The organism is Segatella hominis (genome assembly GCF_004535825.1).
Taxonomy (GTDB): Bacteria; Bacteroidota; Bacteroidia; order Bacteroidales; family Bacteroidaceae; genus Prevotella; species Prevotella hominis.
Genome location: NZ_SGVY01000017.1, coordinates 1 through 22,435 on the forward strand (window position 1 = coordinate 1; position 22,435 = coordinate 22,435).

At 40.5% G+C, this 22,435-nt stretch carries 14 protein-coding genes, 1 tRNA gene and 2 rRNA genes; 13 read left to right on the forward strand and 4 right to left on the reverse strand.

Annotation, left to right across the window (positions count from 1 at the left end; all coding sequences use genetic code 11):
* From EXN75_RS07970 to glmM, 13 genes are all read left to right on the forward strand, one after another.
* A 23S ribosomal RNA gene (locus tag EXN75_RS07970) occupies positions 1 to 160 on the forward strand; the annotation flags it as partial.
* Positions 161 to 234: 74 nt separating this feature from the next.
* Positions 235 to 347, forward strand: a 5S ribosomal RNA gene (gene rrf / locus EXN75_RS07975).
* An 815-nt stretch (positions 348 to 1,162) separates the two neighbouring features.
* Positions 1,163 to 1,606 (forward strand): lytic transglycosylase domain-containing protein, encoded by a 444-nt coding sequence (locus EXN75_RS07980; protein ID WP_118119431.1) that lies wholly within the window; start codon positions 1,163 to 1,165, stop codon positions 1,604 to 1,606.
* 241 nt (positions 1,607 to 1,847) lie between these two features.
* Positions 1,848 to 1,920 (forward strand) — tRNA-Met (locus tag EXN75_RS07985).
* Between the two features lie 192 nt (positions 1,921 to 2,112).
* Positions 2,113 to 2,709 (forward strand): TetR/AcrR family transcriptional regulator, encoded by a 597-nt coding sequence (locus EXN75_RS07990; protein ID WP_022109936.1) that lies wholly within the window; start codon positions 2,113 to 2,115, stop codon positions 2,707 to 2,709.
* 77 nt (positions 2,710 to 2,786) lie between these two features.
* Positions 2,787 to 3,545, forward strand: a complete 759-nt coding sequence (gene fabG / locus EXN75_RS07995) for a 3-oxoacyl-[acyl-carrier-protein] reductase (protein WP_134843392.1) — start codon at positions 2,787 to 2,789, stop codon at positions 3,543 to 3,545.
* 22 nt (positions 3,546 to 3,567) lie between these two features.
* Positions 3,568 to 4,239, forward strand: coding sequence for an RluA family pseudouridine synthase (locus EXN75_RS08000; protein ID WP_022109938.1), 672 nt, complete (start codon positions 3,568 to 3,570; stop codon positions 4,237 to 4,239).
* 31 nt (positions 4,240 to 4,270) lie between these two features.
* Complete coding sequence (locus tag EXN75_RS08005; protein ID WP_134843393.1) at positions 4,271 to 9,013, forward strand: translocation/assembly module TamB domain-containing protein; 4,743 nt, start codon at positions 4,271 to 4,273, stop codon at positions 9,011 to 9,013.
* A 38-nt stretch (positions 9,014 to 9,051) separates the two neighbouring features.
* On the forward strand, positions 9,052 to 11,451 hold the full coding sequence (gene tamL / locus EXN75_RS08010; RefSeq protein ID WP_134843394.1) for a translocation and assembly module lipoprotein TamL: 2,400 nt from the start codon (positions 9,052 to 9,054) through the stop codon (positions 11,449 to 11,451).
* 296 nt (positions 11,452 to 11,747) lie between these two features.
* The gene (locus EXN75_RS08015; protein ID WP_022109941.1) at positions 11,748 to 12,659 is read left to right on the forward strand and encodes a glycosyltransferase family protein; all 912 of its coding nucleotides are present in this window, start codon (positions 11,748 to 11,750) and stop codon (positions 12,657 to 12,659) included.
* A gap of 62 nt (positions 12,660 to 12,721) precedes the next feature.
* Entirely contained in the window at positions 12,722 to 13,756 is a 1,035-nt protein-coding gene (locus tag EXN75_RS08020) for a DHH family phosphoesterase (RefSeq protein WP_134843395.1), read from the forward strand.
* A gap of 143 nt (positions 13,757 to 13,899) precedes the next feature.
* On the forward strand, positions 13,900 to 14,616 hold the full coding sequence (locus EXN75_RS08025; RefSeq protein WP_134843396.1) for a DUF4827 domain-containing protein: 717 nt from the start codon (positions 13,900 to 13,902) through the stop codon (positions 14,614 to 14,616).
* A 60-nt stretch (positions 14,617 to 14,676) separates the two neighbouring features.
* Positions 14,677 to 16,068: a phosphoglucosamine mutase gene (glmM, locus tag EXN75_RS08030; protein WP_134843397.1), complete on the forward strand. Its 1,392-nt coding sequence runs from the start codon at positions 14,677 to 14,679 to the stop codon at positions 16,066 to 16,068.
* 189 nt (positions 16,069 to 16,257) lie between these two features.
* Here the strand turns inward: glmM and EXN75_RS08035 are convergent, their stop codons facing one another.
* The 4 genes from EXN75_RS08035 to EXN75_RS08050 form a co-directional block, all read right to left on the reverse strand.
* Positions 16,258 to 16,998: a hypothetical protein gene (locus EXN75_RS08035; protein ID WP_118116892.1), complete on the reverse strand. Its 741-nt coding sequence runs from the start codon at positions 16,996 to 16,998 to the stop codon at positions 16,258 to 16,260.
* Positions 16,999 to 17,004: 6 nt separating this feature from the next.
* Positions 17,005 to 17,616: a polysaccharide deacetylase family protein gene (locus EXN75_RS08040; protein WP_022109951.1), complete on the reverse strand. Its 612-nt coding sequence runs from the start codon at positions 17,614 to 17,616 to the stop codon at positions 17,005 to 17,007.
* Positions 17,617 to 18,062: 446 nt separating this feature from the next.
* On the reverse strand, positions 18,063 to 21,497 hold the full coding sequence (locus EXN75_RS08045) for a glycosyltransferase family 117 protein (RefSeq protein WP_134843398.1): 3,435 nt from the start codon (positions 21,495 to 21,497) through the stop codon (positions 18,063 to 18,065).
* Between the two features lie 241 nt (positions 21,498 to 21,738).
* Complete coding sequence (locus EXN75_RS08050; RefSeq protein ID WP_134843399.1) at positions 21,739 to 22,434, reverse strand: metal ABC transporter ATP-binding protein; 696 nt, start codon at positions 22,432 to 22,434, stop codon at positions 21,739 to 21,741.
* Between the last annotated feature and the right edge of the window lies 1 nt (position 22,435).

Here is a 22,435-nt window from a genome sequence, read left to right on the forward strand (position 1 = left end):
AGTCTGGATTGGATAAGCGCTGAAAGCATCTAAGTGCGAAGCCAGCCGCAAGATGAGAACTCCATAGAGGGTCGTCATAGACGATGACGTTGATAGGATGCAGGTGTAAAGACAGCGATGTCAAAGCCGAGCATTACTAATTGCCCGAACACTTTCTTTTGAAAGTTCATAGTTTCAACTGTATGTTGAGTTCATTATTGTTTTGCTTGTGTGCAAATACGTCATAACCCATTATCAGGTGGTTATTGCGGTGGGGTTCCACCTCTTCCCATTCCGAACAGAGAAGTTAAGCCCACTTGCGCCGATGGTACTGCAATGCAATGCGGGAGAGTAGGTCGCCGCCTCCTTTCAATGAAGAGCCTCAGATTTCGAAAGATTTCTGAGGCTTTCTTGTTTTTCTTCCCGCGGATCTTTTTCTTCTCCGCTGGTTTTTTCTTCTCGCTGAATATTAGTTTGTCACGCAGATTTCGCAGATGACGCAGATTTTTTCTCATTGATTATTTTAGTCCCACAGATTTCACGGATTCCCACAGATTTTTTTCATTTATTATTTTTCTCATGGATTTACACGGATTTTCTCTGGTTCTCTTCTTTCCCTGTCATTTCTTCTTTTTCCTGTCATTTCTTTATTTCGCAGATTTTAGACCTGTCGGTCTGGGATAGATTTCGCAGATTTTTCTCACAGATTATTTTTCTCCAAATTTTATGAAAAATTTCTTTAGTTTTCTTCTTTCACCTTTTTGTGTTTTGTCTTTAAGTTTACGTTGTTTTCTTGCTCTCTTTTCTTTTCTCTTCTGTATCTTGATATCATTCTTTTATGTATGAATCTTTATTTTACTTCATAGTTTGTTTTATTCCTATATCTGCAATTGGGTTTAAAAACCTTGCTGAATTTGTTGATATTCGTCAATCTAATGTGTTTAAAAGTGTTTCTTAATTATAAAATAGTGCTGATAATCAATAGATTACTTGCATATTTGAGTTTTTTTTTGTACCTTTGCAAACGATAAGAATAAGGATAGTTTTTTCTATATTTTGAGATAACTGTCCGTTAAGGTATCTAACGGAACTGAGACTGACAACCGTTCTTTTTCTCATAAGTTGTCATCGCGAAATCACTGATGTTGTAGTTCAGCTTTTCAGGTTCCATAAAATAATTAATATGAAGAGAATAACAATGGTTTTAGTTAGCATTTTTATGCTGACATTAAAAGTAGTTTCAGCGTCGGCTGAAACAAATTCAATTGAAAATGCATCCTCTAATGAATTTGATTGGAATCCAGTGATGGAGGCGATAATTCAGGTAGAGAGTGGAGGTAACCGATACGCAAAAAGTGGTTCCTCTGTGGGAGTTATGCAAATTACTCCTATCTGTGTTGCTGAATGCAATAATATTCTTAAAAAAAGGAATAGCAAGAAGCGCTATAAACTATCTGATAGATTTAGTATTTCAAAGTCTAAGGAAATGTTTCTGCTTTTGCAATCAGCTTACAATCCTCTTAATAGTATAGAACGTGCAATTCGCGCTTGGAATGGTGGTAATCATTATAATGTGAAGAGAACGCAACGCTATTTTGAGAAAGTCATGAAACTTTTGAAAAAGTAATTAGTTTTTTGATATGATCCGATTTGCTTCTGGCAGATCGGATTTTTTTAATGATCTTCTTTAATATCAAGGTCATTCTATCATTTTATCACTTATTTTATATGAAATTTCTGTTTTTATGCTAATATAATTAAGGAAAAGGTTAAAAGCGGTTAAAATATTGATTTTTTGATATTTTTATTTGGTTAGATTAAAAAAAAATAGTACCTTTGCACTCGCAATTCAGAAATGAATGTTATATCGCGGTGTGGAGCAGTTGGTAGCTCGCCAGGCTCATAACCTGGAGGTCGCATGTTCGAGTCCTGCCGCCGCAACTAAATGATGGTAAGAAGTTTTCTTCTTACCATTTTTTTGTTTTATATCTCTATAGTTTTTCTTCATTGCCTAATAATTTTACCCATGTGCAAAGATTTAACACTTATTTTTTGTTTATGTCGAATAAAACTACTACTTTTGCACATTGATAAATTATTGTGCAACTAAAATCAATATGGAGGTATCTGATCATGTCAATATCCAAAACAAGACAGAAATTGGTAGATGTCGCTAGACAACTATTCGCTAAGAATGGTATTGCTAATACTACCATGAATGATATTGCTGTGGCTTCTGGTAAAGGACGTCGCACTCTTTATACATATTTCAGTAGAAAGGAAGATGTGTATTATGCTGTGATAGAGTCTGAATTGGAGCGCCTTTCTGATAAACTGGATGAGGTTGCTACAAGTAAAATCCGACCACAGGATAAGATTATTGAGTTGATTTATACGCATTTAAGTATGATTAAGGAAACCGTAGTGCGTAATGGAAACTTGAGAGCTGAATTCTTCCGTAATATATGGATGGTGGAAAAGGCAAGAAAAAACTTTGATGAAGATGAAATAGAACTTCTCAGACGTGTTTATGCCGAAGGCAAGGAAGAAGGAGAATTCGACATAGATAATGTTGACTTAGTGGCGGATATTACGCATTATTGTATTAAAGGATTGGAAGTTCCATTTATTTATGGCAGATTGGGACATGGATTGAATGTTGAGTCTAGTAGGCCTTTGGTTGCCAAAGTTGTATATGGTGCTTTAGGAAAATCCGGTCTGAAACTTTAATTATTTCGAGAATTTTTTATTATCTGATATTATCTGAATAGATAAAGAAGTACTAATTCAATTAAAATATTTACAAAATGGGATTATTAACAGGTAAGACAGCCCTTATAACAGGTGCTGCACGCGGCATTGGTAAAGCTGTCGCTATGAAATTTGCTTCTGAGGGTGCTAATATCGCCTTTACAGATCTTGTACTCAATGACGAAATGGCAGCTGGTTTGGAGGCTACCCGTAAAGAAATTGAAGCTCTTGGAGTAACTTGCCGTGCTTATGCAGGTAATGCTGCTGATTTTGAGGAGACACAGAAGACCGTTAAGCAGATTCATGAAGACTTTGGCTCTATTGATGTCCTCGTAAATAACGCAGGTATTACAAAGGATGGTTTGATGCTTCGTATGAGTGAGGCTCAGTGGGATGCAGTTTTGAATGTTAACTTGAAGTCTGCTTTCAATTTCATTCATGCTTGTTCTCCTATTATGCTTCGCCAGCGTGGTGGTTCTATCATTAATATGGCTTCTGTTGTAGGTGTACATGGTAATGCTGGTCAGTGTAACTATGCTGCTTCTAAAGCTGGTATGATTGCGCTTGCTAAGTCTATTGCTCAGGAGTTGGGTCCTAAGGGCGTACGTGCTAATGCCGTTGCTCCTGGTTTTATTGAGACTGCTATGACTGCACAGTTGCCAGAGGATATCCGTAAGGATTGGATGAAGAAGATTCCTTTGCGTCGCGGTGGTCAGACTGAGGATATCGCTAACGTTTGCCTTTTCCTCGCTTCTGATATGTCAAGCTATGTAAGTGGTCAGGTTATCCAGATCGATGGTGGTATGAATATGTAATCTATCCTTTATTAAAAAAATAATGCAGGTAGTTTACGAAGACAACCATATTATAATAGTCTCCAAGAGAAGTGGTGAAATCGTTCAAGGTGATAAAACCGGTGATGAGCCTCTCTCGGAGACTGTGAAAAAATATATTAAGGACAAGTACCACAAACCGGGAAATGTTTTCCTGGGTGTGGTACATCGCCTTGATCGCCCTGTTGCTGGGCTTGTAGTTTTTGCCAAAACGTCTAAAGCTCTTTCGCGTTTGAATAATATGTTCCGTGATGGAGATGTGCATAAGACTTATTGGGCAATAACAAAGAATACGCCTAAGGAGTCTGAGGCGACTTTGACTCATTGGATTGTTAGAAATGAAAAGCAGAATAAAAGTTATGCTTATGATCATGAGGTGAAAAATTCCAAGAAAGCAATTCTAAAATACAAAGTAATTGGTCGTACAGACAATTATACATTATTGGAAGTGAACCTTATGACTGGCCGTCATCATCAGATAAGATGTCAACTTGCTAAAATGGGGTGTCCTATCAAGGGAGATTTGAAATATGGTTCCCCACGTAGCAATCCTGATGGAAGTATTTGTCTTTTATCTCATCATGTTGAATTCCTACATCCTGTATCTAAGGAGTTGATATCAATTGAAGCTCCGTTGCCGGATGATAATCTATGGCGAGCGATAGCACCAATTTAGAAGTGTTTTAGTCATCTAAACCTTTATGCCTATGAAGAAGTATATCAAATGGAGTGTTTTCATTCTCTTTTCTCCGATACTCCTCATCATGATACTTGCTGTTATGCTTTATTTGCCACCCGTTCAGAATTGGGCAGTAAGGCATGTGGTAGCGTATGCTTCTGAATCTACGGGCATGGATGTTACTGTGGATCACGTAAAGCTGGTATTCCCTTTACGGCTTGGCGTGGAAGGTGTGCAGGTTCTGCAACCTATAGACTCTCTTAAAAATAGCACTAATCTTTCATTGCGTGGAAAAAAAGATACTATTGCTGACATTAGAAAAATGATAGTTGATGTTCAACTGATGCCTATTTTCCATAGTCAAGTGATGGTTGATCAGTTGGATTTCGATGGAATGAAAGTGAATACTGCCAATTTTATTCATGAGGCGCGTATCAAAGGAAATGTCGGAAAACTTAGTGTCCAGGCACATGGTATTGATTTAGCCAATGAGCATGTTTTAGTAGAGAATGCATTGCTCGCTGATGCTAAATTGGCTGTTGAACTAAGCGATACTGTACCTGCAGATACTGCCCCAAGTGAAAACTTTTGGAAAATCAATCTACAAAAGCTGAAATTAAAAAACACTAATCTTACGTTGCATATGCCTGGGGATACTCTTCAGGTAAGTGCTTATTTTGGAAATGCGTTAGCTCAAGAAACGTATCTTGATCTTTTCAAAGGATTATATCAGGTTAAGAAGTTGGATTGGGAAAACGGATGGGTCTCTTATGACAATAATTTCGAAAAGCCCGTTTCTGGTATAGACTTCAATCATCTGGCTTTATCTGGGATGAATTTGAAGGCGGATTCGTTCTATTATTGTGATTCCAAAATAGATGTCAAAATTCGTGAGGCGCAATTTAAGGAAAAGAGTGGCTTGTCTATATCGCAAATGAATGGTAGATTCGTGATGGATTCTACCAAATTAGCATTGCCGGATTTTTATCTCAAGACTCCTGTATCACAGTTGAAGGCTACTGTGGATATGGATATGGATGCTTTCGCTGAGAGTAATCCTGGACATCTCGCTGCATTGATTGATGGAAGTCTGGGTAAATCTGATTTGATGCTTTTTGCAGGCGATGCAATGCCTGAAAAAATGAAAAAACTGTGGCCTTATTACCCTCTTAAGTTGAAAGGATCGGTAAAAGGAAACTTGCAGCAATTGGCCTTTGATGGGTTGAAGGCTGTCTTACCTTCTGCCTTTGAAATTTCCGCCCATGGAACATTGGGCAGTTTGACAGATATGAATAAGTTGAAGGCAAATGTCAACTTAAATGCTCGTACCTACAACTTAGGTTTCATTACAGCCATGTTGGAGCCTTCTTTGATGAAAGAAATATGTGTTCCTAATGGTATTGGAATTAAGGGAAATATAAATGTTGATGGTCAACGATATGTTACCAAGTTGGCTTTAACTGAGGGTAGAGGTAGTTTGAATATAGATGCTTCTGTTATCGCAAAAACCAACTCTACTGGTGGAATAGATTTGGGACGTCTGGCTTACGATGCCAAAATTCAGGCCAAGAATGTTCAGGCGAAGCATTTCCTTCCAAAACAGGATTTGTATGCTTTTAGTGGTAATATAAAAGCCAAAGGAGTGGGTACTGATTTCTTGTCACCTTCCACCCGTTTGGCTGCTAAGGCTCAAGTATCTTCAGTTCATTATGGGAAATATAAGATAAATAATGTACTGGCGATTGCTCATGTTGCTCACGGAAAGGTGCATGCTGATGTGGATAGTAAAAATCAATTTCTTACAGGGTTGGTAAGTTTAGATGCACTGACTAATACGAAGAAGGTGCAGGCAACTATAAAAGCTGATGTCCGACAGGCAGACCTTTATCTGTTGCAATTGGTCGAAAAACCGATGAAGGCAGCTTTGTGTGGCTACATGGATGTCAATACTGATTTGAAAGATTTTTATAATCTTCAAGCTTCTGTGGGTGATATTACTTTGCGTACAGCAGATAAAGTTTATCGACCTGTAGATGTTCTCTTGGATGTGTTCACGCGTAAGGATACAACTCATGCTATTGTAGATTGTGGTGATTTTCATCTTAATATGGATGCTCATGGAGGGTATAAAAAACTGCTTGGACATATAGATGGATTGCAACGAGAAATATTCAGTCAGATGAAGAATCGCAAGATAGACCAGATTCGTCTTCGCCAGAATTTTCCTTTAGGGCATATTTATCTTTCTTCAGGAAAAAATAATTTTATTTCCCGTTACATCGAATATTGTGGATATCAGTTTAAAACTATAGAGATGGATCTGAGTGCCTCTCCTGTTATGGGATTAAATGGATTTTTTCATGTTGATTCTATGGTGGTCCAAGGTGTTCAGTTGGATACGATACGTGCTCTTGTGCATACTAAGGGTGACACCATCCGCTATTCTGCAAGAATTGAAAATAATAAGAAAAATCCACAATATGTTTTCCGTGCCTTGGTGGATGGTGAATTACAGGAAAAAGGTTCTGATATTAAGGCAAAGCTCTATGATGCCAATAATAAATTAGGTCTTGATGTAGGATTAGCGGCTTTGATGCAGGATAATGGAATCAAAGTTTCACTTACGGATACGCATCCAATTCTTGGCTATAAGAAGTTTAAGGCTAATGCTGATAATTACTTGATGCTCTCTGATGACCAGAGAGTATCGGCTAATCTGTTGTTGACAGCTTCTGGTGGTATGGGCGTGCGTGTCTATTCTAATGATGAAAATGAGGACGCATTGCAGGATATAACGGTCAGTTTGAGTAAATTCAACCTGGATAAGGTTCTGAGCGTCATTCCTTATATGCCTGATATTTCTGGCATCATGGATGGTGACTTCCACGTTATTCAGACAAAGGAAGAATTTTCTGTTTCTTCTAATCTGAAGATTGATAACCTTGTCTATGAGAAATGTCCGATGGGCGATGTTGGGTCTGAATTTGTCTATATGCCTAAGAGCGATGGTTCTCATTATGTAGATGGCATTCTGACTTATGAGGGTGAGGATGTGGCAACAGTTAAGGGTACCTATCAGTCTGAAGGAGCCGGATATCTTAATGCTACTGTAGGGCTTGATAAGATTCCGCTTCACTTTATCAATGGATTTGTTCCAGACCAGTTGCTTGGTTTGAAAGGATATGGGGAAGGTGAACTTGCAGTAAAGGGTGCTCTGAATAAACCGCATGTAGAAGGTGAGGTTTATCTGGATTCTGCATATCTGATAAGTGAACCGTATGGAATTTCTATGCGTTTTGACGATGATCCAGTGCGTATCGTAGATAGCAAGTTACTCTTCGAAAACTTCATGATGTATGCAAACAATGAGAGTCCGCTAAATCTGCAAGGAAATCTGGATTTCTCTAATGTGGACAGAATGATGCTCGACTTACGTATGAGAGCTCAGAACTTCCTTTTGATAGATGCTAAGGAGAATTTGCGCTCTGAAGCATTTGGTAAGGCTTATGTCAATTTCTTTGCAATGATGAAAGGGCCTTTGACCAGCCTTCAGATGCGTGGAAAATTGGATGTGTTGGGAAATACAGATATGACTTATGTCTTACGTGAATCAGAACTGTCAACCGATTCTCAGTTGGATGAGTTGGTGAAGTTCACTGATTTTAAGAGTGGTAAGGAAGAGACTATTGTGCGTCCAGCCATTGAAGGATTTGATATGATGCTCAGTATGTCTATTGATGAATCTGCTCATATTCTGTGTGCTCTGAATGAAGAAAAGACGAACTATATAGATTTGATGGGTGGCGGTGACTTGCAAATGAAATATAACCCTGTCGATAATATTCAGTTGACTGGTAAATATACATTAAATAATGGAGCGATGAAGTACTCATTGCCAATTATTCCATTGAAGACCTTTACCATACAAGATGGCAGTTACCTTGAGTTTACGGGTGATCCTTTCAATCCTATTCTTAATATTACTGCGACAGAAAATATGAAATCTACTGTTAATGAGGGACAGGGAACAGGTCGCTCTGTGGATTTTGTGTGTGGTGTGAAGTTGACCCAGACATTGAGTAAGCCAGGTATTCAGTTTATCATTTCTGCTCCTAATGATATGACAATGCAGGATGAATTGAATACAATGAGTATTGAGGAACGAGGTAAAATTGCAGTTACGATGCTTGCATCTGGTATGTATCTTTCTGGTGGAAATACCAGCGATTTCTCTATGAACAGTGCCTTGAGTAGTTTCTTGAACTCGGAAATCAATAATATTGCAGGTTCTGCCATGCGATCTTTGGGACTGGATCTTGGTATGAGCGTGGATAATTCTACGAACGCTTCCGGAGCTTCGCATACAGACTATAATTTCAAGTTTGCCAAACGTTTCTTCAATAATCGTTTGAGTTTCACCATAGGTGGAAAAGTTTCTTCTGGAGCAGAAATGGAGAATGCTGGAAATAACGATTCGTTCTTCAATAATGTAGAGCTGCAATATAGACTTAATGAAGGTGCTTCGCAGTATATCCGTGCTTTTTATAACAACAACACATATGATTGGTTGGAAGGCCTGGTCGGTGAATATGGCGTTGGTTTTATGTGGCGCAGAAAGTTACAACACTTCAAGGATATTTTCCGTTTCAAGACGGAAAAACAAGATGTTCCAGTTGAAATTGTCAGAAAAGATACTATAGTGAGAAAAAAAATGGAGGATAGTACTTCTGTAAAGCCTCGATTCTTTGATCCGTTGAGAGAGAAGCTGTAATAAAATACCTCTTGGTTATCTTTGGTTAATGAATGATTATGAGAAAGAGTAAATTATACATTATTATATATGTGTTGACATTAATAATGTCAATACCTTTTTTGCTGGCATGTTCTTCTACGAGTGCATTAAAAGAGGGGCAGCAGCTTTTTACGGGATTGAAGCCTATTGAATATTCTAATTACGAAAAATCGGGCTATGCAGATTCTACAATGTTGGAAATGGAGAATGTGCTGGCTTCGGCTCCAAATGGTGCTCTTTTTGGAAGTAGTTATTATCGTACTCCTTTCCCCGTAAGATTATGGATATGGAATGCCTTTTCGCAGTCAGAAGGAGGTGTTGCTAAATGGATAACAAAGGCTTTTGGTTCTAAACCGAAGCTGATGTCGAATGTAAATCCTCAACTTCGTGCGCAGGTTGCAGAAAATCAGTTGGACAAGTATGGTTATTTTAATGGTAAAGTTACTTACGATGTTGTTACTGACAACAATCCGAAAAAAGCTAAAGTTGCTTATCATGTAGATATGGGACATCTTTGGACGCTTGATACTGTCAAGTATCTTGGATTCCCGAATGAAGGTCAGCAACTGATAGATTCTACCCGAAACCTGGCTGTTATCCGAACAGGTTCGCCATTTAATGTCTCTCGGCTCGAAGAGGAACGTCAGCGTATTACCCGGTTGTTCCGTAATAATGGTTATTATTTTTATAAAAATGGATATGCATCTTATCTGGCTGATACTTTAGGAACGCCGGGTAAGGCAGAAGTTCGTCTGATTATGGCCGACAGCATTGATACTATGGCTTTGCGCAAGTGGTACATTGGTCATGTGAAATTCAATTTTAAAAGAAATTTTATGGAAGAATTGAAAGATTCTTTCGTAAGGGGCAAGCTGGAATTTTACTATAATGGACGAAAGATGCCGATACGTGCAGGAGTTGTTTTGAAAGACTTAAAGCTTTTCCCAAACCGTCTCTATAAGATAGAAAATGAGGAGGCTGCTAAAAATCATCTGCAGGCAATGGGATTGTTTAGCTATACCAGTATTCAGTTTTCGCCACGTCTTTCTTCTAATGACAGGGTGTTGGTAAATGATTCCTGTGTATCCCTGTGTGATACATTGGATGCGACTATCGATTTGGTATTTGACAAACCCTATGATTTCTATATAGAGGCGAATGCAAAGGGAAAGACTACAGGACGAGTAGGACCTGAACTTGTGATAGGTTTGACAAAGAGAAATGCCTTTAAAGGTGGAGAAAAACTGGATATCAACTTGCATGGTTCCTATGAATGGCAGACTATACAACAAGAAGGTGCAAAATCAACTCATATAAATTCCTATGAGTATGGTTCGGATATTTCATTATCTTTCCCACGAATCATAACTCCTTGGAATATGTTTCGCACAATGGCTCAGAACGAGCGACGCTTCAGGGCGGGGCGTTTTCCACGGCGTTTTTATGGAACTCCGACAACTACCGTCAAGACTTCTATGAATGTGCTAAATAGGGCAAGTTATTTTCGTCGTCATGTTGTGTCTGGCGAATTGACATATAACTGGTCCACTTCTTCCCAGCATCATCATTCATTCAGTCCTCTTGTCCTTTCTTACGAGTACATGAATGCTCGAACGGCAGCTTTTGATAGCGTACTATCAAAGCATCCGTATCTCCAGATATCTATGCGCGATCAGTTTGTGCCAAAGATGAGCTATACCTATACCTATAATAGTCCGCTCAACTATCGTCATCCTATCACCTGGTCTACTACGGTGAGCGAAGCTGGTAATGTCTTGGCAACAGGTTATCTGATAGCAGGCAAAAAATGGAATGATAAGGATAAGCAGATGTTTAAAAATCCTTTTGCACAATTTCTTAAATTAGAGACTGATTTCGTAAAATATTGGAAGTTGACCGAAAAATCCACGCTTGTTGGGCATTTGAATGCTGGTGTAGTCTGGAGTTATGGAAATACGGAAAAAGCTCCTTATTATGAGCAGTTCTATGTAGGAGGAGCCAATAGCATCCGAGCTTTCAATGTAAGAAGTATCGGACCGGGCAAATTTGCGCCTACTAATAGTAAGTTCTCATATATAGACCAGATGGGTGACATAAAGTTTGTTGCCAATCTGGAATATAGACCAAGAATTTGGGGTGATTTGTATGGTGCAATATTTCTGGATATGGGTAATGTCTGGAATATCCATGAAGAGGAGTATAGTGAAAATGGAAAATTTTATGCCCGAAACTTTTTTAAACAGATGGCTGTGGGTACGGGTGTTGGTGTCAGATATGACATGGGAATGTTTGTGATTCGTCTGGATTGGGGACTTGGATTGCATCTTCCTTACGAAACTGGCAAGAACGGATTTTATAATATTCACCGATTCAAAGATTCGCATAGTTTCCATTTTGCCGTGGGCTATCCTTTCTAGAAATGCCGGAATTTTAGAAATACCAGAATAAGTTTCTGCAGATATCGACAAAAGTTTCTATAGATGTCAAAAATTATTTTTGAACATCGCATTTAGAATGTTGTAGGCGTTTCTCGGAATACAGAAAAATGTTTTTCTGAATATAGTAAATTGTTCATTGAATGCTATAAAACGACAGAACTTTTACTTTTATTTGATTTAAATCAAAAAAAAAGGAGAAAACATAGTGGCACTCGCAAAATTTTTAGTACTTTTGCAGTCGGTATTAAACTATCAACTATTAATTAATAAATAATATGAAGCCAACACTATTGCTTTTAGCGGCAGGCATGGGTAGCCGCTACGGTGGTTTGAAACAGCTTGATGGTCTAGGTCCTAACGGTGAGACTATCATGGATTATAGCATTTATGATGCTATCCAGGCTGGTTTCGGTAAAATTGTTTTTGTAATCCGCAAGGATTTCGAGGATCAGTTCCGTGAGAAGATTCTTTCAAAATATGAAGGACATATTCCTGCAGAACTCTGTTTTCAGTCTTTGGATGCACTTCCTGAAGGCTTTTCTGTACCAGAAGGCCGTGAGAAGCCTTGGGGTACCAATCATGCCGTATTGATGGCTAAAGATGTTATCAACGAGCCTTTCTGTGTTATCAACTGTGATGATTTCTATAATCGTGATTGCTTTATGGTAATCGGCAAGTTCCTTTCTGAACTTCCAGAGGGTAGCAAGAATCGCTATGCAATGGTAGGTTTCCGTGTAGGCAATACTTTGAGCGACAATGGTACTGTTGCACGTGGTATTTGCTCTAAGGATGCAGATGAGAATCTGACTACTTGTGTAGAGCGTACAGAGATTATGCGTATTGATGGTAAGGTATCTTATAAGGACGAAGAAGGACAGTGGGTAGCTGTAGGTGACAATACTCCAGTTTCTATGAACGTATGGGGCTTTACTCCTGACTATTTCGAGCACAGTGAGGCTTATTTCAAAGAGTTCCTGAGCGATCCTAAGAATATGGAGAACAAGAAAGCTGAGTTCTTTATCCCGTTGATGGTCAACAAACTGATTAATGAAGGTACTTCTACAGTCAAGGTTTTGGATACTACAAGTAAGTGGTTTGGTGTAACATACTCAGCAGACCGCCAGAGCGTAGTTGAGAAGATTCAGAGTCTGATAGATGAGGGTGTTTATCCAAACAAACTTTTCTAATAAGTACTTTTGATAAGATAAATTCGTTTATCCTAATCTTTTTCAGTAAATATATTTCTTTCATGGAGATAAATATATTAAAAGAACAAGAAGCCGCTACCCTTCGAGAGATGATAGCGGCTTCTCATCGTATAGTAATATGTTGTCATAAGTCACCTGATGGTGATGCGATAGGTTCTTCCTTGGGCTGGTTTTATTATTTGCAGTCCTTGGGCAAGAATTCCACGATCTGTGTACCAGATATGATACCAGATGCCATAAGTTGGCTTCCTGGAACAGAAGAAATTATTCGCTATGATAAGCAACCGGAAGCAGTTAAAGCAGCCTTTACTAATGCAGATCTGGTTTTCTGTTTGGATTTCAATGGTGCCAGCCGTCTTGATGAGATGGAACCAGTTCTTACATCTTATCAGGGTAAGAAGGTGATGATAGACCATCATCTGGATCCTTTTATGTCTGTAGATTTACTTATTTCTCATCCTCATATGAGTAGTACGAGTGAATTGATATTCAGAATCGTTTGGCAACTTGATGGTTTTACTCAGATGGGTAACCAATGGGCTACATGCATTTACTGTGGCATGATGACAGACACAGGAGGTTTTGTCTATAATTCTAATGAACCCGTTATCTATCTTATTATCAGTGAACTGCTAACCAAAAACATAGATAAGGACAAAATTTACCGCAAGGTTTTCAATAATTATTCTACCAATTCTATCCGTTTCCGCGGGCATATCATGGATAAGAAACTGCGTGTTTTTGAAAATTTACATGCCTCTTATTATTGTGTTACTCGCAAGGAGATGGAGCAATATCATTTCATAAAAGGCGATTTGGAAGGATTGGTAAATGAACCGCTGCGTATTCGTGGCCTTAAATTCTCGATATCTTTGCGCGAAGACACAGAGGTAAAGAACCGTGTGCTGGTGAGTCTTCGTTCGGTAGACGATTTTCCTTGTAATGAGGTTGCTGCCAAGTTTTTCAATGGCGGAGGTCACCTTAATGCCTCAGGCGGTAAGTTGATGACTACGATAGAAGAGGCAGAACAGATAGCATGCAAGGCAATAGAGGCCTATGCTCATTTGTTGCAATAATAGCGATAATTATGTTAAGTATTGGATAAAGACTATCGTTTGGATGGTAATAAGTGATAAATAATAATAAAATCACCTATTATCTCTCGGTAGTCTGTTATCTTTTTTGTACCTTTGCCGCTAAAATGAATATAATTTAGGTAATGAAGAAATTTTTATTTATAGTAATAGCCTTTGCTGCCCTCTTTTCGATGGCGGCATGTAACGATTCAGAGACATACGCAGATCAGCGAAATAGAGAGCGTGATTCTATCAATGCTTTCCTCCGTAATGAAAAAATTACGGTGATAAACGAGAAGCAATTCAAGGAGCGCTGGGAAGCTAAGAAGACAAATCCTGCTATTGTTTTGACTGATACCTCTGCAGAAAAGAACGAATATGTACTCTTTGAGAGTAATGGTATCTATATGCAAGTAGTAGAGCAGGGCTGCGGTGACTATATACAGCAAGGTAAATCAGAGGAAGTTTTGGTACGTTTTGATGAGTATAATGTCAATACGCGTGCCAATATATCAGATGAGTCTCTTTGTCTGAGCAATAATCTTCCAGCGTATTCATACTATATTGATAAATTGAAGGTAACGAATACTTCCGGTACATTTACAGGCATGCTTGTTGAGCCTAAGAAGAGCGTTTTTGGCTTGGCTTATAATTACAGTTCTTATACTGGTAGTTATAGCAGTACTATTCCTTCCGGGTGGCTTATTCCATTCAGTTGGGTAAAGATAGGTCGTGGAAATGCTGAGGGCGAGAAAATTGCTCATGTGCGTCTTCTGATTCCTCATACTTACGGTTCTACTCAGGCATCAGCTAATGTGAATGCCTATTTTTATGATATGACATTGCAGAAGGGTCGTTAAAGGCCTTTCTGCATCTTTATTTTCTATAGTAAACGATAAAAATATTAAATAAGGTGTTTTATGACATTAATTAAGTCAATCTCTGGTATCCGTGGTACTATTGGCGGACCAGCAGGCGATACGTTGAATCCCCTCGATATCGTGAAATTTACTTCTGCTTACGCTACTTTCATTCGTCGTAGTGGTGCTTCTAAGAGTAATACAATCGTAGTAGGACGTGATGCGCGTATCTCAGGAGATATGGTAAAGAATGTAGTTTGCGGTACTTTGATGGGCATGGGCTACGATGTGCTTAACATCGGTTTGGCTACTACTCCTACTACCGAACTTGCTGTTACTATGAGTGGTGCAGCCGGTGGTATCATCATCACCGCTTCTCATAATCCCCGTCAGTGGAATGCTCTTAAACTTCTTAACGAGAAGGGTGAGTTCTTGACTGCTGCTAATGGTAATGAGGTGTTGAGTATTGCTGAGAAGGAAGATTTTGAATATGCCGATGTAGATCATCTTGGAAAATATACTGAAGACAATTCTTACAACAAGCGTCACATTGATTCTGTACTTGCTCTGAAACTTGTGGACGTAGAGGCTATTAAGAATGCTCATTTCAAGGTTTGTGTAGATTCTATCAACTCAGTAGGTGGTATTATACTTCCTGAATTGCTGGATGCTCTTGGTGTTGAATATACTTTCCTGAATGGGGTTGCTAATGGCGACTTTGCTCACAATCCTGAGCCATTAGAGAAGAACCTTGGTGGTATCATGGATGAATTGAAGAAGGGTGGATACAATATGGGTATCGTTGTGGATCCTGACGTTGACCGACTGGCTTTCATCTGTGAGGATGGCAAGATGTTTGGCGAGGAATATACCTTGGTAAGCGTTGCAGATTATGTGTTGAGCAATACTCCTGGCAATACAGTTAGCAACCTTTCTTCTACTCGTGCGCTACGCGATGTAACGGAGAAGCATGGTGGCAAATATACTGCTGCAGCAGTAGGTGAGGTGAATGTTACTACCAAGATGAAGGATGTCAACGCTGTAATTGGTGGTGAAGGCAATGGAGGTGTTATCTATCCTGAGAGTCACTATGGTCGTGATGCCCTTGTTGGTATTGCTCTTTTCCTGAGTAGTCTGGCTCATAAGGGATGCAAGGTTAGTGAGCTTCGTGCTTCCTTCCCTAACTATTTTATCGCAAAGAATCGTATCGATCTTACTCCTTCTACCGATGTGGATGCCATCTTGGTGAAGGTGAAGGAACTGTATGGTCAGGAGAAGGATGTTACTGTAACTGATATTGATGGTGTAAAACTCGATTTCCCTGATAAGTGGGTTCACTTGCGTAAGAGTAATACTGAACCTATCATCCGTGTATATAGCGAGGCTTCAACAATGGAGCAGGCAGATGAACTTGGTAAGAAATTAATGCAGGTAGTTTACGATATGCAGTAATCTGTATCTATCTGATGTTTAGATAAAAAAAGAAGAGGTCATACCGTAATTTACCGTATGGCCTCTTCTTTTTTATTATTTCCTTTTCTGTCTTCTTATTATTTTTTCTTCCTTTGGTCTTTTTGGGCTCTCTATCTCTATTTTTCTTTTCCTTGGTATGTTTTTCTTTCTTTTTTCTTTTGTAAGATTTTACTCTTCTGCCAGTTCCTTCATGGCATCATTCAGCGTATTAAATAATACGTTGATGTTCTCCTCTTCATTCTTGCAGGCTTCCTTGAAGAGTGCTACTGGGTCTTCCGTACTGCTTGTGAGCGGAGTTTCATTGAGCAGAATGTTCACATTGTTGAGAAGCATTCCATGCAGGGTAGGCATGTGGAGTTGATGTTGTTCGCCTTCCTTGCTACCGCATTTCAATCCTGCAGCATATGCCTTTACGATGATGCGTACCAACAGATGGATGGCCATAGGTTCGTCAGCGAGGCTGATGAGGATGCCATGGGTGTAGTCGCGCACATGCTCTTCGAGAGTAGTGAATTTACCTTGTAAGAGCCAGGTAAAATTGCGCTTATATTCACTTTCCATTGCTTTGTATAGTTGTGGACTCTTGCAGGCGATACGTAGGTAGTCGAGCATGCTTGGCTCAAAGGTGGGATCGGCTGCCTTCATTCCTTCGAAATTTTTCTTCATACGTTCGTTAGCTTCCTCTGCTGTCTTATAGTTGAGACGAACAAGTGTAGAGAACATAACATCGAAGAAATATTGATTAACCTCTCCATAGTGGTCGAGCATCAGCTGTTTGATTTCTTTCGGATCATTCTTTTTCTTGAAGTCATCTCCACCTACGGTAGCGTCGATGATACCGCGTGCGTACGCCTCGAAGAAAGCCCTCACAAAAGAAGCTACGGCCTTGTAACTATTTATTCTTTTCATTGTTTCTTATTCAAAAGTCTTAAATTCATAGCCTTGTTCTCTTAGCCATTCGATGGATTGAGGCAAGGCTGTTTTCAGTTTTTCTATACTTTTCAGTGAGTCGTGGAAGGTGATAATACTGCCGTTTCTGGCATATCTTTTCACGTTGTTTACCACATCTTCAGCTGTGAGCCATTTAGAATAGTCTCGTGTCACCAGATCCCACATGATTACCTTGTAGGTGCGGTGCAGCCACCAGTATTCGCTTGGTCTCATCCATCCATGTGGAGGTCTGAACAAGTGGGCGTGAATCAATTCGTTTGCTTTATTGGTATTCAGCACATAGGAGATGACACGGTGTTTGAAAGCTCCGATGTGATTGAATGTGTGATTTCCCACCTGGTGTCCTTCTTCTACTATCTGGTTGTACAAATCGTGATGGCGCAGTACGTTTTCTCCTACCATGAAAAAAGTTGCTTTCACATTGTATTTCCTCAAAATTTCGAGAATGATGGGTGTGGATTCTGGTATCGGACCATCGTCAAAGGTCAGATAAACGGAATGTTCTTTTTTGTCCATTCTCCAGATTGCCTTCGGATAAAGCCATCGGAGCCATTTTGCTGGTTGCTCTATGAACATTTGATTCCTATTTTTATGAATTGATAAAACTTATTGGCTCTATGATCTAAAGAAATCCTCTTGATGGGAGCCTTTTGCTTATAGACTCTTTTCCCGTGAGAAACCTCTTAATTAGAGTTTTTTTAAACTAATAGGCTCTATTACTTGTGAGTTTGGAACCTTTTAGTAAATTTATAGAGTTACAATACTTGATTGATGCCTGCAGTTTTTGGAACAGGGCCTTTATAATTATCTGTATAACATGATAGGGCAGTTTTCAAGCCGCCCTATCATGTTATTCTATATATAGAGATACATTTACTGGAAATTTTCTGGAATCTTGCCAAGAGAATTCTTTTAATAACTCTCTTTATAGGGAAACCTTGTTTAGGATTCCCATGAAAATCCCAGTTGAATTTTCCTAATGGCTTTCTTTATTAGAAAGTTTCTCCTTGTAAAAGTTTCTCTTAATTTCCTGCATTTGGCATCTGACCTCCTCTGCCGTGATACAAAGTATAGAGCTTGTTGAGTTGGTCTTCATACTTCTTGGCAGTCTTCTGATCTACCATGCTTGCTACCTCGCAGGTGCTCTGCATAATCATGATCTGACGGATGCAGTCGTTCTGTGCCTGAGCGAAACGGTTGGCATCGAGTGACAGATAGTAGCTCAGATACTGGCTGGCAGTTTTCCAAACCTTGCCTACGTATTCAGCAGCCTTCTGCTTCTGCCCAGCGAGAATCCATCCACGAGCCATATCAAGACCACCACTCATGTAATCGATTGGAACATTATAGTCTGGTATCTCAACATCAGCTTTCTTCAGAATGTCGATAGCCTTCTTGTTTTTATGCTCTGAAAGCAACTGGAGGGCTGTCTGGGCGAGCAGGCGACGGTGCGTATAGCACATACGCATAGTTGTCTCGTCGATGTAGAGTCCTTTCTGTTTCAGATTGCCGAACTTGAAACGGGTCATGATGTTATGATAAGCCTTCTCGGTATCGAAATTCTTAGCACCTGGTTTGTTGGTGGTGAAAGGAGTAATACGGTTTACGAGACCCTCCTGTACGAAGTTGTCACCCAGATTCATGTAGTTGTCCTCACCTACAGTCAGTGCTACGTAGATAGGGCGTACCCAGTTGCATTGAGCTATCATTTCCAGCATCATCAGGTCGCCCTTGTAGAGTGCGGTCTTTCCTGCGAGAGAGATAACCATCTTGTCTGGTATTGTATCAGAAGCCATCATCATGCCACTCTTCTTTACAGCCTCCTTGTCGATAGTCACGTAGAGGGTATCTGTTGGAATAATGTGCAGGTCTGGATTCTTGCTTCTTACCCAATATTTCAGCACATTCTTTAGTTCGAACGGTTCATCGCCAAACTGTTTCTTGGCTGCTTCTGGATTCTGCTTATAGAATTCGAGAATCTGCTGCTTTGCTCCTGGTTCTACAGTTACGTACTCATTGGTTCCAGAACAGAAATCAAGTCTTGGCCATGTGATTGGCACTGAAGGAGAGTTGTAGGCAGGGCGTTTCATCTGGTCGATGTACCAGTCGGTCTGCAAGTAGCTCAGGTTACAAACGCGTGCATCTGTACCTACGCCTTCTACTTCCTGATTGTACCAGAGTGGGAAGGTATCGTTATCCCCGTTAGTGAAGATGATAGGATTTCCCTTCTCCTGGAGTGACATCAGATAGTTCTGTCCGAAATCACGGCAAGTATAGCGGTTGCTGCGGTCGTGGTCATCCCATGTCTGGGAAGCCATTTGTATTGGCACGAGCAGAGTGATGACGGCAACGATGGCAGAGATGGCGGTACCGCTCAACTTTGCTTTCTCTTTCAATAGGTTGATGATAGCAAGTACACCCAGACCACACCAGATGGCGTATGCATAGAATGATCCTGCGTATGCGTAGTCGCGCTCACGTGGCTGCATTGGAGTCTGGTTCAGGTAGATGACGATGGCAAGACCAGTCATGAAGAACAGGAAGAACACTACCCAGAACTGCTGGATACCGATAGGAAGGATTTCTTCTACTTCCTTTCCGTTCTTGATTACCTTGCGCTTGCGTGTGTACCATGCTTGCCAGAAGAGACCGATGAGACCGAGTATCAGAGGCATGCAGTAGAATACGTTGTGCCCCTTGTTGTTCTTCAGGTCATCCGGAAGTTTACTCTGATCACCGTAGAGCGAGTCGTCGATGAATGAGAAACCGGTTATCCAGTTTCCGTGCTCAGGTTCTCCGTTGCCCTGGATGTCGTTCTGGCGACCAGCGAAGTTCCACATGAAGTAACGCCAGTACATAAAATTGCACTGGTAGGAGAGGAAGAAGCGGATGTTGTCCACCTGTGAAGGAACCTTCACCATGATGTTTTCACCGCATCTGTCGTAAGGCACTTCTGTGCCATCTACGCCACCCATCCAGTCCTCGTAAGCCTGTGCATGTGCTGCGTCATACATACGAGGGAAGAACATATTCTGAGCGTACTGGTATTTGTTCTTATGGCTTACGATGAAGTATGAGTCCTTCTCGTCTGCAGTTGCTTTTTCCTTGCGCTGATATACTGGTGCACCTTCCTTCATCTCAGGTTTGCACATGTCGCCTTCCACCTGGAGTGCCACCTGCGATGTGTATGCCTGACCGTAGAACAGCGGACGGTCGCCATACTGGTCGCGGCTCAGATAGCTACCTAAGGTAAAGATATCCTCAGGAGAGTTCTGATCCATAGGAGGGTTGGCAGAAGAACGGATTACGATGAGTGCATAGCTGGAATAGCCGATCATCAGCATCAGCATGCAGAGCAGAGCGGTGTTTTTGATGCGCGCAGAAACGAGAGGCAAGAGTTGCATCTTTTTCTTAGTGATGCCCGTTGTCTCGTCCACGCCTGTTGTTACTTCTTGCTTGCGCTTGTATCCCAGTATAAACCAGAGGATAGCCATTACTATCACACCGCAGATTACTGCGCTCCAGCCGTATCCGTAGAATGGAATGCCGAGCATGCCGAAGCCCAGAATGAAGGCGATATTCTGTCGCTTTACGTTCTTGTCTGTTGCATTGTATGTTTCGTAGATGCCCCAGATAACGGCAGCCACGAGGCAGATGATATAAACGATTTCTCCTGTATTGAATGGGCAACCGAGTACGTTGACGAAGAACAACTCAAACCAGCCGCCTACAGTGATGATACCAGGTACTACTCCATAGAGTACTGCTACAACTACTGCAAAAGAGAGAATCAATGCGAGCAGTGAACCCTTGAGATTGGCATGTGGCACCTTCTTATAATAATATACGAGTACGATGGCCGGGATACAGAGCAGGTTGAGCAGGTGCACACCGATACTCAGACCTGTCATATAGGCGATGAGTACAAGCCAGCGATCGCTGTGAGGTTCGTCGGCATGGTCTTCCCACTTCAGTATCAGCCAGAATACTACAGCTGTGAATGCAGATGAGAACGCATAGACCTCACCCTCTACTGCAGAAAACCAGAAGGTATCGCTGAAGGTGTAGATGAGTGCGCCCACCATACCTGAGGCTTCAATGGCAATCAGTTTGCTGGTGGTCATCTCTTTCCAGTCGCTGATGATGAGTTTACGTGCCAGATGTGTGATAGTCCAGAAGAGGAACAGAATACAAACGGCACTCAGGAGTGCGCTCATCGTGTTCACCATCTTGGCTACCTGTGTGGCATCGCTGGCGAAATGTGTGAAGAAATTGCCTAAAAGCATGAAGAATGGTGCCCCAGGAGGGTGACCGATTTCTTGCTTGTAAGCAGTAGTGATAAACTCAGGACAGTCCCAAAAACTGGCTGTCGGTTCAATTGTGGAACAATATACGAAGGCTGCAATGACAAATGCGACCCATCCAAAGATATTGTCCACTAATCTGTACTGTTTCATTATGGTTTATAAACTTTAATGTTTTATATTTCTATATAACTTTATTTTCTATGTATATAACTTTATTTCTATATAACTTTGCAAAGGTAATAAAAAGAAAAGATATAATTGTTGGCGAGTTGCGTTTTTTAGATTATATTATACATTTTCTGTTCTTTACCTGCCTTCGCTCCTAAATTTTGCTAATTCTCAATGCTACAATGTATGTAGCAAAGAGTAATGAGCATCATCAGTATTCTTTCTAAACCTTCAGGAAATGTTCCTCCAGTTTTTCTTTTGGCATATCTGTCGTGTCATGATAGTGCAGGTTGTGGTTTACACAGGCCACGTGTTTTACATTATTGAGAACCTCCGCTATGTCGTGACTTACGATGATGATGGCACATTCCTTGTTGATCTGTTCCAGCATTTCGTACATCTGCTTTTGAAATCTGCGGTCGATGTAGGTATTCGGCTCGTCGAGAATGACGACATCTGGCTTGGAAACGATGGCACGTGCCAGAAGTACGCGCTGGAGTTGTCCGCCGCTCAAAGCTCCTATGTGCCTGTCTTTTAAGTCGGATATCTGCATTCTTTCCAAGGTTTCTGCCACTTGTTGGTGGTGTTGCTTGGTATATCTGGCAAAGAGGCTCTTGCTCTTGCTCAGTCCTGAGAGAACTACCTCATATACAGAGATAGGAAATTGCTTGTCTAAGTCGTTATATTGTGGGAGATATCCCATTGATATTTCTTTTCCCTCGCTGCAGAAATGAATACTTCCCTCGGTTGGCTTCTTCAGTCCCAAGATGAGGCGCATAAGTGTGGTCTTGCCACCGCCATTGGGACCGATGATGCCAAGATAATCGTCCTGATAGACGGTCAGATTGATATCCTTGAGCACCTGTTTTCCGTCGTATTCTGCAGATACATGTTCGATTTGAATGATTGGTTTTGACATA

Coding starts and splice junctions, on each gene's coding strand:
- EXN75_RS07980 (WP_118119431.1), top strand. CDS start 1,163: ATGAAGAGAATAACAATGGTTTTAGTTAGCATTTTTATGCTGACATTA.
- EXN75_RS07990 (WP_022109936.1), top strand. CDS start 2,113: ATGTCAATATCCAAAACAAGACAGAAATTGGTAGATGTCGCTAGACAA.
- fabG (WP_134843392.1), top strand. CDS start 2,787: ATGGGATTATTAACAGGTAAGACAGCCCTTATAACAGGTGCTGCACGC.
- EXN75_RS08000 (WP_022109938.1), top strand. CDS start 3,568: ATGCAGGTAGTTTACGAAGACAACCATATTATAATAGTCTCCAAGAGA.
- EXN75_RS08005 (WP_134843393.1), top strand. CDS start 4,271: ATGAAGAAGTATATCAAATGGAGTGTTTTCATTCTCTTTTCTCCGATA.
- tamL (WP_134843394.1), top strand. CDS start 9,052: ATGAGAAAGAGTAAATTATACATTATTATATATGTGTTGACATTAATA.
- EXN75_RS08015 (WP_022109941.1), top strand. CDS start 11,748: ATGAAGCCAACACTATTGCTTTTAGCGGCAGGCATGGGTAGCCGCTAC.
- EXN75_RS08020 (WP_134843395.1), top strand. CDS start 12,722: ATGGAGATAAATATATTAAAAGAACAAGAAGCCGCTACCCTTCGAGAG.
- EXN75_RS08025 (WP_134843396.1), top strand. CDS start 13,900: ATGAAGAAATTTTTATTTATAGTAATAGCCTTTGCTGCCCTCTTTTCG.
- glmM (WP_134843397.1), top strand. CDS start 14,677: ATGACATTAATTAAGTCAATCTCTGGTATCCGTGGTACTATTGGCGGA.
- EXN75_RS08035 (WP_118116892.1), bottom strand. CDS start 16,998: ATGAAAAGAATAAATAGTTACAAGGCCGTAGCTTCTTTTGTGAGGGCT.
- EXN75_RS08040 (WP_022109951.1), bottom strand. CDS start 17,616: ATGTTCATAGAGCAACCAGCAAAATGGCTCCGATGGCTTTATCCGAAG.
- EXN75_RS08045 (WP_134843398.1), bottom strand. CDS start 21,497: ATGAAACAGTACAGATTAGTGGACAATATCTTTGGATGGGTCGCATTT.
- EXN75_RS08050 (WP_134843399.1), bottom strand. CDS start 22,434: ATGTCAAAACCAATCATTCAAATCGAACATGTATCTGCAGAATACGAC.